Genomic DNA, 14770 nt, shown 5'->3' with positions numbered 1-14770 from the left:
GGACTTCAATCAGTCCGGAATTTGTTCGGGGACTGGCCGAGGCGCAGGGGCGGTGAGCGAGGTGATCTTGATCAGCAGGCCGAGGTGACCGTTGTCGAGGAAGTTCAACTGGCCGTTCTTGGTGTGGCTTTCTTGTTTGAGGCGTTCGCTGGCGGTCACCATGCCGTTGGCGTCGATCTGGTTGACCCAGAAGTCGGCGTCAACGTCGGTGAAGCGCCCCAGTTTCAGGTTCAGCGTGCCCTCGATCGGGAACTGGCCAAACTGTTCCTTGCCGTCGCTGACCGCAACTTTGCTGGCTTCTTCGCCGAGATTTTGCTGCCAGGCCTTGTGCAGCAACACCGTGTATTCATTGCTGGCGGTGAGTTTTTCCACTTCGCCATTCAGGCTCGGCGTACGCAGGCTCTCGGGGCGGATTTGCTGGGCGCCGGCGGCCCAGTCTTCCGGCGCGGCGCGGCTGACGATGGCGGGCACGGCGTTTTGCCGGACCAGAATCATTTCGATCTGATACAGGTCATCGGCAAACGCCGTTGGGGCGACCAGGGTGGTCAGCAAAGTCAGTAAACGAAACAGGCGCATGCGGCGTCCTTCAAGCAGTTTTCGGAATGAGGCATTCAAGCAATGCCTCTACAGTATTAAAGCGCTCTTCCGGGCGCTCCATCGGGACCATGAATTTAAACATCGTGGCCCCTTCGAATTTGTAGCGTTTAGGCTGGCCCTGAATGAGTTTGATCAGGGTCAGTGGATCGACCGGTGTCTGCGCCGCGAACTCGATCCGGCCGCCTTGCGGGCCGCCGTCGACTTTCTTGATGCCCAGCACTTCGGCTTGCAGCTTCAGCCCCGTGATGCGCATCAGGTTCTTGGTCGGCTCCGGCAGCAGGCCGAAACGGTCGATCATCTCCACTTGCAGGTCCTTGAGACCATCCTCATCGGTGGCCGAGGCAATGCGTTTGTAGAGAATTAGCCGCGCGTGGACATCCGGCAGATAGTCTTCGGGAATCAGCGCCGGAACACGCAAATTGACTTCCGGGCCACCGCCCAACGGCTGATCGAGATTCGGTTGTTCGCCCTTGCGGATCGACTTCACCGCACGCTCGAGCATCTCCATGTACAGGGTGAAGCCGACCGCCTGGATCTGCCCGCTCTGGCCGTCGCCCAGCAGTTCGCCGGCGCCACGGATTTCCAGGTCGTTGGTGGCGAGCACGAAGCCCGCACCGAGGTCCTGGGTATTGGCGATCGCTTCCAGGCGCTTTTCTGCGTCCGGGGTGATTTGCTGGCGCGGCGGTGTCAGCAGATAAGCATAGGCCTGGTGGTGACTGCGACCGACGCGGCCACGCAACTGGTGCAACTGCGCCAGGCCGAATTTGTCGGCGCGCTCGATGATGATGGTGTTGGCGCTCGGCACGTCGATGCCGGTCTCGATGATGGTCGAGGCGATCAGCACGTTGAAGCGCTTGTGGTAGAAGTCGCTCATCACCTGTTCGAGTTCGCGCTCGCGCATCTGCCCGTGGCCGATGCCGATCCGCGCTTCCGGCACCAGCTCGGCGAGGTCGGCGGCGCATTTCTCGATGGTCTTCACGTCGTTGTGCAGGTAGTAGACCTGGCCGCCACGCAGCAGCTCCCGCAGCAACGCCTCTTTGACCGTGCTCTTGTTCTGCTCCATGACGAACGTCCGCACCGACAGGCGACGGGCCGGCGGCGTGGCGATGATCGACAGGTCACGCATGCCGGACACTGCCATGTTCAGCGTGCGCGGAATCGGCGTGGCGGTTAGCGTGAGGATGTCGACTTCGCTGCGCAGTGCCTTGAGCTGTTCTTTCTGACGGACACCGAAACGGTGTTCTTCGTCGATGATCACCAGTCCGAGGTTTTTGATTTTTACGTCGTCTTGCAGCAGCTTGTGCGTGCCGATGACGATGTCGATCTTGCCTTCGGCAAGGTCGGCGACGGCGGCATTCACTTCCTTGGTCGACTTGAAGCGGCTCATCACTTCCACAGTCACCGGCCAGTCGGCAAAGCGGTCGCGGAAACTGTTGTAGTGCTGTTGGGCGAGCAGGGTGGTCGGCACCAGGATCGCCACCTGACGACCACCGTGCACCGCAATGAACGCTGCGCGCATCGCCACTTCGGTCTTGCCGAAACCGACATCGCCGCAGACCAGGCGGTCCATCGGTTTTGGCGCGAGCATGTCGGCGCGCACGGCTTCGATGGTGGTTTGCTGGTCCGGGGTTTCTTCGAACGGGAACCCGGCGCTGAAAGTTGCGTAATCGGCTTTCGGATCTTCGAAGGCATAACCTTCGCGAGCAGCGCGGCGGGCATAGATGTCGAGCAATTCCGCCGCCACATCGCGCACCTGTTCGGCGGCTTTGCGTTTGGCTTTCTGCCAGGTTTCCGAGCCGAGACGGTGCAATGGGGCCAGGGCATCGTCGCTGCCGGTGTAGCGGGCGATCAGGTGCAGGTTGGCCACCGGCACGTACAGTTTGGCGCCTTCTGCGTATTGCAGGGTCAGGAACTCGGCGGCTTGATCGTCGATTTCCAGCGTCGCCAGGCCCAGGTAGCGGCCAACGCCGTGATCGATGTGCACCACCGGCGCGCCTTCGCGCAGTTCGGTGAGGTTTTTGATCACGGCGTCGTTGTTGGCGTCGGCGCGTTTTTCACGGCGACGACGCTGCATCACGCGCTGACCGAACAACGGACTTTCGGCGACCAGTGCCAGGGCCGGATCGTCGAGCACCAGGCCTTCGTCGAGCGGTGCGATGGTGATCGCCAGGCGCTCCTTGCTCGCGACAAAGTCGGGCCAGCTGTCGACGGTTTTCGGTCGCAGCTTCAGGCGTTCCAGCAGTTCCAGCAGCACTTCACGGCGGCCCGCAGATTCGGCGGTGAACAGCACGCGACCAGGGAACTCGTCGAGGAAACCGGCCAGCGCGGCCAGCGGTTGAGTGGCTTTGGCTTCGATGGCCAGGTTCGGCAGTTCTCGGGCCGGGAAGCGCTCGCGGCCGACACCGGTTTCAACGTCCTGTTGACTGGCGACGACGCGCGGCCAGTTCTTCAGGCGTGCGAAGCAGTCCTCCACCGGCAGGAACAATTCGGCTGGCGGTAATAAAGGACGGGACGGATCGACGCGGCGCTCTTCATAACGATTGCGCACGTCGTTCCAGAAATTTTCCGCCGCCTGCTCGATGCCCGGCAGGGAAAACACCTGGGTGTCCTGTGGCAGGTAATCGAACAGGGTCGAGGTTTCGTCGAAGAACAGCGGCAAGTAGTACTCGATACCCGCCGGTGTAATCCCACTGCTTAAGTCCTGAAAGATCGGGCAACGGCGGAAATCGACATCGAAGCGCTCACGGAAGCGTGCCTTGAAACGGGTGACCGCATCTTTCTGCAGCGGGAATTCCCGTGCAGGCAGCAAGCGGACGGTGTCGACTTTATCGATGGAGCGCTGGTTTTCCGGATCGAAGGTACGCAGCGTCTCGATTTCGTCATCGAACAGGTCAATCCGGAAGGGCAGTTTGCTGCCCATCGGGAACAGATCGATCAGCGAGCCGCGGACGGTGAATTCGCCGTGCTCGTACACCGTGTCGACGTAGCGATAACCGCTGGCCTCAAGCCGGGTGCGCATTTGTTCGACGTCGAGCTTCTGGCCAACGTCCAGTACCAGGCTGCTGCCGAGCAGGAATTTGGTCGGCGCCAGGCGGTGCAGGGCCGTGGTGATCGGCACCACCAGCACGCCATGGCTCAACTCCGGCAATCTATATAGAGCAGCGATGCGCTGGGAAATGATGTCCTGGTGTGGCGAAAACAGATCGTAGGGCAGGGTTTCCCAGTCCGGGAAATGCAGCACCGGCAAATCCGGGGCGAAGAAACCCAGCTCCTGCTCCAGCCGCTCGGCACTTTGGCTGTCGGCGGTCAGTAGCAGGGTAAAGCGCTTGGCAGCGCTGGCAGCCTCGGCAATGGCCAGGCTCAGGGCTGCACCGGGCAGGTTGCCCCAGTGCTGTTTACCTGCCGCGGCAGGGAGAAGCGGTAGACGCAGAACGGGCACGGAAGGTTGAGCTCCAAGCGTTGCGACAAAGTCGGTAATTGTAGCGGCCCCGGGTGCCGCCTGTCAGTTGCTGACTGTGTCTATTACGCAGGTTTGGCGAAATGTAGTGGTAAAGACAAAAAACGCCGGTTTTTTGCTGAAAATTACTGATTATGTAGTGGCAAAATGACCGAGTGTTACGGAGGGTTACGGACAAGACAGCGATCTCTCCAAAAAATTGACTTCGCTGAAAGCCGCGGTTTTACTGGGCTTCGGCGGTGCTTAATTTTTTTGAAGAAGAAATTGTTACGGATCGCACGACAGGCGCGCATTGCTACGAGAGACACTCGGCGGCATAATGTAGCCCCTTTTTTCTGCCCCTACATGTGGAAGGTTCCCGTGACTCAGAAGCCCGACCAGTGTCTTGGTGAATGGATCGACCGTGAAGCACTCGCAGAAGCGATGATTCCGCTTATCGGTCAGCTCTACCGCAATAACAACGTGGTGAGCTCGATCTATGGCCGCAGCCTGATCAACCAGTCTGTCATCGCGATTCTCAAAGCTCACCGCTTTGCTCGCCATCGTTCTTCCGACGATAGCGAACTCTCCGTCCACGAAACATTCCCTCTGCTGAAAGCCATGAGCGAGCTCAAGCTCGGCGCTGCTTCGGTAGATTTGGGCAAGTTGGCGTACAAATTCCGCGTCGAAGGCAATGGCCGTACTGCCGAGCAGTTCGTCCGTGAAGAAATGGCTGAAGTGGTTGGCCAGCAAAACGCCTCCGCTCGCAAAGGCACCGACGTTGTGCTGTACGGCTTCGGTCGTATCGGCCGTCTGCTGGCGCGCATCCTGATCGAAAAAACCGGTGGCGGCGACGGCCTGCGTCTGCGTGCCATCGTGGTGCGCAAGGGCGCCGAGAACGACCTGACCAAGCGCGCCAGCCTGCTGCGCCGCGATTCGGTACATGGTTCGTTCAACGGCACCATCACCATCGATGAAGAAAACAACACCATCACCGCCAACGGCAACCTGATTCAGGTTATCTACGCGAAGAACCCGACTGAAGTGGATTACACCCAGTACGGCATCAAAGACGCGCTGCTGGTGGACAACACCGGTGTATGGCGTGACGCCGATGGCCTGGGTCAGCACTTGGCCTGCCCGGGTATCGACCGCGTTGTTCTGACCGCGCCTGGCAAAGGCAAGCTGAAGAACATCGTTCACGGCATCAACCACGGTGAAATCACCGCTGACGACAAGATCGTTTCGGCTGCTTCCTGCACCACCAACGCCATCGTGCCGGTGCTGAAGGCTGTCAACGACAAGTTCGGCATCGTCAACGGTCACGTTGAAACGGTTCACTCGTACACCAACGACCAGAACCTGATCGACAACTTCCACAAGGGCGATCGCCGTGGCCGTAGCGCCGCGTTGAACATGGTGATCACCGAGACCGGTGCTGCCACCGCTGCTGCCAAGGCATTGCCTGAGCTGGCCGGCAAGCTGACCGGTAACGCGATCCGTGTTCCGACGCCAAACGTGTCGATGGCCATTCTCAACCTGAACCTTGAGAAAGCCGCCACCCGTGAAGAGATGAACGAGTACCTGCGCTACATGGCGCTGCACTCCGATCTGCACAAGCAAATCGACTTCGTCAATTCGCAGGAAGTGGTTTCCACCGACTTCGTTGGCTCGCGCCACGCAGGCGTTGTGGACGCTGAAGCAACCATCACCCAAGACAACCGCGTTGTTCTGTACGTTTGGTACGACAACGAATTCGGTTACAGCTGCCAGGTGGTTCGCGTGATGGAAGACATGGCCGGTGTAAACCCGCCAGCATTCCCGCGCTAAGCCTTAGCTGCATATGAAAACGCCCCGACTTTGGTCGGGGCGTTTTTGTTTGTGGGGGCTTTTGAGCCGTGTCGCCAGGTCGGGCCTCATCGCTAGCAGGCTAGCTCCCACAGGGGGCTTGTGAGCGACACAGACCCAATGTAGGAGCGAGGCTTGCCCGCGAAGGCGGTCTGTCAGACGCCGCCAACCACCGCCGCCTGCGCCGTCCGCAACTCATGCCGGTTACCACGGAACAACACCAGCGTCGCAATCAACCCCAGCACTGCCGCGCCGCTGAGCCAGATCCCCGGCGCAGCCTTGTTATCCAGCACATGAATCAGGTACGTACAGGCTGCCGGCGTAAACCCGCCGAAGGTTGCCGTCGCCAGGCTGTAGGCCAACGAGAAGCCGGTCGTACGAACTTCCACCGGCATGATCTCGGTCAGCGCCACGACCATGGCGCCGTTGTACGAGCCATACAGGAACGACAACCACAACTCGACGATCAGCAAATGGCTGAAGCTCGGGTTCGCCACCAGCCACGACAGGGCTGGGTAAGCGGTGAGAATCGCCAGAATGGTCGCCGCGAGAAGCAGGGGTTTTCGCCCGATCCTGTCGGACACAGCGCCCATCACCGGCAGCCAGAAAAAGTTCGACAGGCCGATACAGACCGTCACCAGCAACGCATCCAGATCCGACAGGTGCAGTTCGGCCTTGCCGAAGGTCGGGGTGTAGGCGGTGATCAGGTAGAACGACACCGTGGTCATCACCACCAACGCCATGCCGGCGATGACAATGCCAAAGTTCTGACCGATCGAGTGGACGATTTCCCGCAGGGTAGGGCGGTGTTTTCGTGCCTGGAACTCAGGCGTTTCTTCCAGCGAACGGCGAATCACGAAGATCACCGGCACGATCATGCAGCCGATCAGGAACGGCACGCGCCACCCCCATTCACCCATTTCTTCCGGGCTGAGCCAGTGGTTCAAACCCACCCCCAGCAGGCCGGCAAACACCACCGCCGCTTGCTGACTGGCAGACTGCCAACTGACGAAGAACCCTTTGCGCCCCGGTGTGGAAATCTCCGCGAGATAAACCGACACACCGCCCAGTTCCACGCCGGCAGAGAAGCCTTGCAGCAATCGGCCGAACAGCACGATCAGCGGCGCGGCCACGCCCAGCGTGGCGTAACCCGGCACGCAGGCAATCAGCACCGTGCCGGCCGCCATCATCGCGAGGGTGATGATCAAGCCTTTGCGGCGGCCATGACGGTCGATGTAGGCGCCGAGGAAAATCGCCCCCAACGGGCGCATCAGGAAGCCGGCACCGAAGGTGGCCAGCGACAGCATCAGGGAAGCGAAAGCGCTGTCGGCGGGGAAGAAGGTTTTGGCGATGGCTGTGGCGTAAAAGCCGTAGACCATGAAGTCGAACATCTCGAGAAAGTTGCCGCTGACAACGCGAAAAATCGCTTTGCCTTTGCCGGTCGTGGAGGACATGTCTGGATACTCACTTTTTAAATCTTGTAAGAAAGCGTTTCGCGTGTGTCCCATAATGGCTGGCGTGCTTTTACTGGGAGATGAAGATTTGTTAACTGGACGTTGGAAGGTGGTTGTGATGCTGGCTGGTGTTTTGGCTGGCTGCGGCAATGGCGATTCCATGGAAAGCGTCGGCGGCCCGACTATGGGCAGCACTTATTCAATCAAATACGTGCGCCATGCCAATCTGCCCGCGCCCGCACAGGTGCGCAGCGAGGTGGAGAAGATCCTCGCCGAGGTCGACAAGCAAATGTCTACCTATCGCAGCGATTCGGACATCGAACGCTTCAACGATCTGCCCGCCAATCGCTGTCAGAAAATGCCCGCGTCCATCCTCAAATTGATCCGCGTTGGTGAGCAACTGTCAGAGCAAAGCGAAGGATCCTACGACCTGACCGTGGAGCCACTGCTCAATCTCTGGGGATTCGGCCCCCGGGCGCGTGAAGAAAAAGTGCCCAATGCCCAAGCGCTTGCCGAGGTGCGGCAGCGAGTCGGTTATCAGCATCTGCGCATCGAAGGCGAACAGTTGTGCAAGGACGCCGCCGTCGAAGTCGACTTCAATAGCATCGCCGCCGGCTACGCCGTCGATACGATTGCCGCAAAACTCGACGCGATGGGCATTCACAACTACCTCGCCGAAGCCACTGGAGAGCTCAAGGCTGCCGGCAAGAAACTTGATGGCTCGCCGTGGCGCATCGCGCTTGAACAACCCCGAGACGATCAACAAGTTGCAGAACGCATCATCGCGGTCGACGGCTACGGCGTGTCCACTTCAGGCGACTATCGCAACTATTTTCTGCAGGACGGTCGGCGTTATTCCCACACCTTCGATGCTCACACCGGTACGCCGGTCTCACACACCCTGGCGTCAGTCACGGTCATTCATCCTTCAGCGTTGATGGCCGATGGCCTATCGACGCTGTTGCTGATTCTCGGTCCTGAACGGGGTTGGGACTATGCCGAAACCCACAACATAGGTGCATTCTTTGTGATTCGTGCCGATACAGGTTTCGTCATACGTACCAATCAGGCTTTTGAGCGTCTCAGTGGCGGCAAAACCGAATGATTACGGTGATTCGCGCATTGAAAACTGGCGTTGTAGTGCAGGCAAAAGTAGCCTACGACGCGACCAAGGGTTAATGTGCGCGGCGTTGACGCTTCTATAGACTGTGTCCGGGTTCTGCACTGGCCCCAAATTGTTCCTTCACGCCGCAGATCGGCGTGATTTAGCCGCAGGTGCCGAGAGCGCCGCGGCCTGTTCTGAGGAGTATGCATGGCTGTCTACAACTACGACGTGGTGGTGCTGGGTTCCGGCCCGGCGGGAGAAGGCGCGGCAATGAACGCCGCCAAAGCAGGGCGCAAGGTGGCGATGGTCGATAGTCGTCGCCAGGTTGGCGGCAACTGCACCCACCTGGGCACCATCCCGTCCAAGGCACTGCGTCACTCCGTCCGGCAGATCATGCAGTTCAACACCAACCCGATGTTCCGGGCCATTGGTGAGCCGCGCTGGTTCTCGTTCCCGGACGTGCTGAAAAGCGCCGAGAAAGTTATTTCCAAACAAGTCGCTTCGCGCACCGGCTACTACGCCCGTAACCGCGTCGACGTGTTCTTCGGCACCGGCAGCTTCGCCGACGAGCAAACCATCGAAGTGGTCTGCGCCAACGGTGTAGTTGAAAAACTGGTGGCCAAGCACATCATCATCGCCACCGGCTCGCGTCCTTATCGCCCGGCGGACATCGATTTCCATCACCCGCGTATCTACGATAGCGACACCATCCTCAGCCTCGGCCACACCCCGCGCAAACTCATCGTTTACGGCGCCGGCGTGATCGGTTGCGAATACGCGTCGATCTTCAGTGGTCTGGGCGTACTGGTTGAGCTGGTGGACAACCGCGGTCAGTTGTTGAGCTTCCTCGACTCGGAAATCTCCCAGGCGCTGAGCTACCACTTCAGCAACAACAACATCACGGTTCGCCACAACGAAGACTACGACCGCGTCGAAGGCGTGGACAACGGCGTGATCCTGCACCTCAAGTCCGGCAAGAAGATCAAGGCCGACGCCTTGCTCTGGTGCAACGGTCGTACCGGCAACACCGATCAGTTGGGTCTGGAAAACATCGGCGTCAAGGTCAACAGCCGTGGCCAGATCGAAGTCGACGAAGCCTACCGCACCTGCGTACCGAACATTTACGGCGCCGGTGACGTGATCGGCTGGCCGAGCCTGGCCAGTGCCGCACACGACCAGGGCCGTTCGGCCGCTGGCAGCATCGTCGACAATGGCAGCTGGCGCTTCGTCAACGACGTACCAACCGGCATCTACACCATTCCGGAGATCAGCTCGATCGGCAAGAACGAGCAGGAGCTGACTCAGGCCAAAGTGCCGTACGAAGTGGGCAAGGCGTTCTTCAAGGGCATGGCGCGTGCGCAGATCGCCGGCGAGCCTCAGGGCATGCTGAAGATCCTGTTCCACCGCGAAACGCTGGAAGTGCTGGGCGTGCACTGCTTCGGTTATCAGGCGTCGGAGATCGTGCACATCGGTCAGGCGATCATGAACCAGCCGGGCGAGCTGAATACGCTGAAGTACTTCGTCAACACCACGTTCAACTACCCGACCATGGCCGAAGCCTATCGGGTAGCGGCGTACGATGGCCTCAACCGGCTTTTTTGAGCGGCTCCGGCCGGTGGCCTGAGCCGGCCGGGGAGACCGATTTCAGCAATTCTCGAGCGTGGCGGTGGCCAAACCGGGAAAGTCTGTAATCAGGCTGTCAACGCCGAAGTCGGCGAGTCTGCGCATCAGCGCGGGCTCGTTGACTGTCCACACCGACACATGCAACCCCTGTCGCTGTGCCTTCTCCAGGCGCTCCGGCGTGCACAGGGTCCAGTTCAGCGCCAGAATCTCACAGCCATAGCTTGCCGCGACCTTCAACGGGTCGAGCCAGGCGTACTCGGCTACCAATCCGCGAGACACGTCCGGCACCAGGTCCAGCGCGGCTTTCAGTACTTCGCGCGAGCTTGAAGTGATGGTCACCTTGTCGAGCAGGCCATGACGTACAGCCATTTCACGAATCGCCAGGACGGTGGTCGCGGCGCGGGTGCGTGAAGCGCTTTTGACTTCCAGCTGCCAGTGTTCGAAATCGCATTTCTCGAACAGCTCTTCCAGCGTAGGAATAGGGCACGGCTTGATCCAGCCCGGTCCGCCCTTGCGCGCATCGTAGGTCACCAGCTCGGCGGCCGTGTGCTCGACCACCTTGCCGCGTCGGTCGGTGGTGCGCTTGAGCGTCGGGTCGTGGATGACCATCAGCTCGCCGTCCATGGACAGGTGCAGGTCCAGTTCGCAACGGCGCACGCCGTGCTTGAGGCATTGCTGAAAGCTGTTCAGCGTGTTTTCCGGTGCTTCGCCCTTGGCGCCGCGATGGCCGTAGATGAGGGTCACGGTTCTTCCTTAAATTAATTGCCTGATTCGTTTTCGCGGGCCAGGCGTCGTTCCTGGGCCTGCTTTTGCAGAATGTAGCGGGCCAGCAGTTGGCGCTGGGCATCGGTCGGGCGTTCGAACTCGGTGCCGATGTCGAAGCCGCCGCCCTTGCGGTCGCAATGGGTGACGCGCGCCCGAAGCAACAGGCCGAGGGCTTGTGGCATCAACACCAGTTTCACCGACAAGTGAGTGCCTTCAGCGATAGCGGTCGGATACTGGAAGTCGATGCCGCCTTCCGAGATGATCACCGGCTGCGGCTCGCCGATCTGCCCAAGCACGGTGATGGCGATCACCTGGCTGAGCAGATCGATGCGTTTGTTCTGGGATTTCAGGAACGCCGCGAGGGTGCGGTCGCGTTCACTGATCTGGCGCAGCAGGTGTTGCGACTCGAATTCGCTCAGGTGCAATTCGCTGAGCAGGTTGAAGAGTGGGGAAGCATCCTGCAACACTTCCTGGCCTGCGGCTTCGGGAGCGGACAGGGGCCGAATTTCCAGTGCGATCGTGTCCTCGATACGGTAGTATTCGCGGCGATCTTCTTCATCTAATGTCGACATGGCGAACCCATGGTAGCGGCGGTGGTCTGAGTGTAAAGCTGGTTATCGACCCCCGCCACAAGGACGTTCCTTTTCCCTCCGAACAAGCCCCGACATGTTCAGACCTCTCTTCGTATTTATTGGCACGCGTTATACCCGTGCAAAGCGTCGCAATCATTTTGTGTCGTTCATTTCCCTGACTTCGATCATCGGTCTTGCCCTCGGCGTGATCGTGATGATCGTCGTGCTGTCGGTCATGAACGGCTTCGATCATGAGATGCGCACGCGCGTGTTGGGCATGGTGCCCCACGCGACCATCGAGTCCGGTGAGCCGATCAGCGACTGGCAAGGCCTCGCCGCCAAGGTCAAGCAGAACCCGCAAGTGACGGCCGTGGCGCCGTTTACCCAGATGCAGGGGTTGCTGACCAACAACGGCAAGGTCTCCAAGGTGCTGCTCAATGCCATCGACCCGGCGCTGGAACGTCAGGTGTCGATCATTGACAAGTTCATGCTGCAGGGCAAACTCGACGACCTCGCGCCCGGCAGTTTCGGCATCGTCATCGGCGACAAGGCGGCCGCCAAGCTCGGCGCGGCCATCGGCGACAAGCTGACCTTTGTGGCGCCGGAAGTCACCGTGACCCCGGCCGGCATGTTTCCGCGCATGAAACGCTTTACCGTGGTCGGCATCTTCCATGTTGGCGCCGGTGAAATCGACGGTTACCTGGGCGTCACCAATCTGCAGGATCTGGCGAAGCTGCACCGCTGGAAACCGGATCAGGTGCAGGGCATCCGCCTGAAGTTCGACGACCTGTTCCAGGCGCCACGCACCGCGTGGAACATCGCCCAGCAGCTCGGTGAAGACCATTTCTACGCCCGCGACTGGACCCGCACCCACGGCAATCTGTATCAGGCTATCCGCATGGAAAAAGCCATGATCGGTCTGCTGTTGCTGCTGATCGTTGCCGTGGCCGCGTTCAACATCATTTCCACGCTGGTGATGGTGGTGAACGACAAGAAGGGCGACATCGCCATTCTGCGTACCCTCGGCGCCACGCCGGGTTCGATCATGGCGATCTTCATGGTGCAGGGCACGGTCATCGGTGTGGTCGGTACGCTGATCGGCGCCGTAGTCGGGATCTTCGCCGCGCTGAACGTCAGCGCCGCGATCTCGGTGCTCGAAGGCCTGATCGGACACAAGTTCCTCAACGCCGACGTGTACTTCATCGATTACCTGCCGTCGCAAGTGCAGAGCCAGGATGTATTGATGGTCTGCGCCGCCGCGTTGGTCCTGAGTTTCCTCGCCACCCTGTATCCAGCCTGGCGTGCCGCGCGCACCCAGCCTGCGGAGGCGCTACGTTATGAGTGAGTCGGGCATGAGTGATAAAGCAATCTTGAGCTGCCGCAACCTGGGCAAATCCTACGAGGAAGGCCCGGAATCGGTAGAAGTGTTGGCCGGTCTGCAACTGGAGCTGCATCCGGGTGAGCGCGTGGCGATTGTCGGCACCTCGGGTTCAGGCAAAAGTACTTTGCTCAACCTGCTGGGCGGTCTCGATACGCCGACCAAGGGCAGCGTCTGGCTCGACGGCGAAGAGCTGTCGGCACTCAGCGAGAAGAATCGCGGCCTGTTGCGCAATCGGTCGCTGGGTTTCGTTTACCAGTTCCACCATTTGCTGCCGGAATTCACCGCGCTGGAAAACGTCTGCATGCCGCTGCTGATCGGCAAGACCGCGATCCCGGAAGCGCGTCAGCGTGCGACGGCGTTGCTGGAGCGGGTAGGGCTGGGCCATCGCCTGGAGCACAAACCGGCGGAATTGTCCGGTGGCGAACGTCAACGCGTGGCCATCGCCCGCGCGCTGGTGAACAAGCCAGGGCTGGTGATGCTCGACGAGCCGACCGGCAACCTCGACTCCCACACCGCCCAGGGCATTCAGGATTTGATGCTGGAACTCAGCACCTCGATGCGCACGGCGTTCCTGGTGGTGACTCACGACATGAACCTGGCTCGCCAGATGGATCGCGTCCTGCACTTGCAGGAAGGTTGCCTGACGCCTATCTGATTGGCCGAAACCCGATGTCTGAAAAGACATCGGGTCTTTTTGTTTTTATACGGTGCCCCAGCGAATGTTCAGACCGTTATCGATCTTTATCGGCACGCGCTATACCCGCGCCAAGCGCCGCAATCGCTTTGTTTCGTTCATCTCGATGACCTCGATGATCGGCCTCGCCCTCGGTGTGCTGGCGATGATCGTGGTGTTGTCGGTCATGAACGGCTTCCAGCGCGAAATGAGCTCGCGCATCCTCGGCATGGTGCCTCACGCGACCATCGTCGGCGTGAACCCGATCGACGATTGGCAGCCGGTGGCCGACGCCGCGATGAAAAACCCGGAAGTGACCGCCGCCGTGCCGTTCACCGAGATGGAAGGCATGCTTTCCTATAAAGGCACGATGCAGCCGATTCAGGTCAGTGGTGTCGATCCGGCGCTGGAAGGCAAGGTCTCGATCGTTGCCCAGCACATCGTCCAGGGGCGTCTCGATGCCTTGAAACCGGGCGAGTTCGGTGTGGTGATCGGTGAGATCACGGCACGACGTTTCCGCTTGAATGTCGGCGACAAGATCACCCTGATCGTGCCGGAAGTCAGCACTGCACCGGGCGGGATCACCCCGCGCATGCAGCGGCTTAACGTGGTGGGCGTGTTCAAGGTCGGCGCAGAACTGGACGGCTCCATGGCGCTGATCCACGTTGCAGATGCCGCGCAGATGCAGCATTGGGAACCGAATCAGGTGCAGAGCGTGCGTCTGGCGGTGAAGGATTTGTACGCGGCGCCGAAGGTCTCCAGCGATATCGCTGGCGGCTTGGGCACGGCGTACAAGGCTGACGACTGGACTCACACCCAGGGCAGCCTGTTCAGCGCGATGAAGATGGAAAAAACCATGATCGGCCTGCTGTTGCTGATGATCGTTGCAGTGGCAGCGTTCAACATCATCGCGACCTTGATCATGGTGGTGAACGACAAGGGCGCGGACATCGCGATCCTGCGTACCATCGGTGCCACGCCACGGCAGATCATGGCGATCTTCATGGTCCAGGGCACGGTGATCGGCGTGGTCGGCACCTTGATCGGTGGCGTGCTCGGCGTGATTGCCGCGCTGAACGTCAGTGAGTTGGTGGGCTGGGTGGAGCGGGTCAGTGGGCAGCACATCTTCAGTTCCGATGTGTATTTCGTCAGCAACCTGCCTTCGGAGTTGCAGGGCGGGGATGTGCTGTTGATTTGCTCGGCCGGGTTTGTGTTGAGCTTCCTCGCCACGGTTTACCCGGCGTGGCGGGCGGCGAAGATCGAGCCGGCTCACGCGTTGCGGTATTCGTAAGCCGTTACACCGCTTTCGCGGGCAA

11 protein-coding genes are annotated in these 14770 nt (G+C 60.1%); 6 read left to right on the top strand and 5 right to left on the bottom strand.

The window, feature by feature from the left end; translation table 11 throughout:
* Positions 1–9: 9 nt before the first annotated feature.
* Positions 10–576 carry a CsiV family protein gene (locus ACM6IO_RS15305; protein WP_008028464.1) on the bottom strand — a complete coding sequence of 189 codons (567 nt, stop codon included), beginning with the start codon at positions 574–576 and terminating at the stop codon, positions 10–12.
* Between the two features lie 10 nt (positions 577–586).
* A complete protein-coding gene (gene mfd, locus ACM6IO_RS15300) occupies positions 587–4036 on the bottom strand; it encodes a transcription-repair coupling factor (RefSeq protein WP_192226295.1) in 3450 nt (1149 codons plus the stop codon).
* A 363-nt stretch (positions 4037–4399) separates the two neighbouring features.
* Here mfd and ACM6IO_RS15295 point away from each other — a divergent pair, with 363 nt between their 5' ends.
* Positions 4400–5863: a glyceraldehyde-3-phosphate dehydrogenase gene (locus tag ACM6IO_RS15295; RefSeq protein ID WP_008028461.1), complete on the top strand. Its 1464-nt coding sequence runs from the start codon at positions 4400–4402 to the stop codon at positions 5861–5863.
* 173 nt (positions 5864–6036) lie between these two features.
* Here ACM6IO_RS15295 and ACM6IO_RS15290 read toward each other — a convergent pair whose 3' ends face one another.
* A complete protein-coding gene (locus ACM6IO_RS15290; protein ID WP_223556248.1) occupies positions 6037–7335 on the bottom strand; it encodes an MFS transporter in 1299 nt (432 codons plus the stop codon).
* Between the two features lie 118 nt (positions 7336–7453).
* Here ACM6IO_RS15290 and ACM6IO_RS15285 point away from each other — a divergent pair, with 118 nt between their 5' ends.
* Together ACM6IO_RS15285 and sthA are read left to right on the top strand one after the other, a co-directional pair.
* Entirely contained in the window at positions 7454–8440 is a 987-nt protein-coding gene (locus tag ACM6IO_RS15285) for an FAD:protein FMN transferase (RefSeq protein ID WP_008037702.1), read from the top strand.
* Positions 8441–8647: 207 nt separating this feature from the next.
* Positions 8648–10042, top strand: coding sequence for a Si-specific NAD(P)(+) transhydrogenase (gene sthA, locus ACM6IO_RS15280; protein ID WP_008028455.1), 1395 nt, complete (start codon positions 8648–8650; stop codon positions 10040–10042).
* A 42-nt stretch (positions 10043–10084) separates the two neighbouring features.
* Here the strand turns inward: sthA and ACM6IO_RS15275 are convergent, their stop codons facing one another.
* Together ACM6IO_RS15275 and ACM6IO_RS15270 are read right to left on the bottom strand one after the other, a co-directional pair.
* Entirely contained in the window at positions 10085–10807 is a 723-nt protein-coding gene (locus ACM6IO_RS15275) for a glycerophosphodiester phosphodiesterase (protein ID WP_008028453.1), read from the bottom strand.
* Between the two features lie 14 nt (positions 10808–10821).
* Complete coding sequence (locus tag ACM6IO_RS15270) at positions 10822–11400, bottom strand: PilZ domain-containing protein (RefSeq protein WP_414911786.1); 579 nt, start codon at positions 11398–11400, stop codon at positions 10822–10824.
* A gap of 94 nt (positions 11401–11494) precedes the next feature.
* Here ACM6IO_RS15270 and ACM6IO_RS15265 point away from each other — a divergent pair, with 94 nt between their 5' ends.
* The 3 genes from ACM6IO_RS15265 to ACM6IO_RS15255 all read left to right on the top strand — a co-directional run bounded on the left by ACM6IO_RS15265 (position 11495) and on the right by ACM6IO_RS15255 (position 14745).
* Positions 11495–12745 (top strand): lipoprotein-releasing ABC transporter permease subunit, encoded by a 1251-nt coding sequence (locus ACM6IO_RS15265; RefSeq protein ID WP_008028449.1) that lies wholly within the window; start codon positions 11495–11497, stop codon positions 12743–12745.
* A gap of 7 nt (positions 12746–12752) precedes the next feature.
* Positions 12753–13436, top strand: coding sequence for a lipoprotein-releasing ABC transporter ATP-binding protein LolD (gene lolD / locus ACM6IO_RS15260; RefSeq protein WP_167362922.1), 684 nt, complete (start codon positions 12753–12755; stop codon positions 13434–13436).
* 64 nt (positions 13437–13500) lie between these two features.
* Entirely contained in the window at positions 13501–14745 is a 1245-nt protein-coding gene (locus ACM6IO_RS15255; RefSeq protein ID WP_008037700.1) for a lipoprotein-releasing ABC transporter permease subunit, read from the top strand.
* The last annotated feature ends 25 nt before the right edge of the window (positions 14746–14770 follow it).

Source organism: Pseudomonas sp. IT-P44 (assembly GCF_949768225.1).
In the GTDB taxonomy this organism is placed as follows: Bacteria; Pseudomonadota; Gammaproteobacteria; order Pseudomonadales; family Pseudomonadaceae; genus Aquipseudomonas; species Aquipseudomonas migulae.
This window is presented reverse-complemented; position numbering and strand designations above follow the sequence as displayed.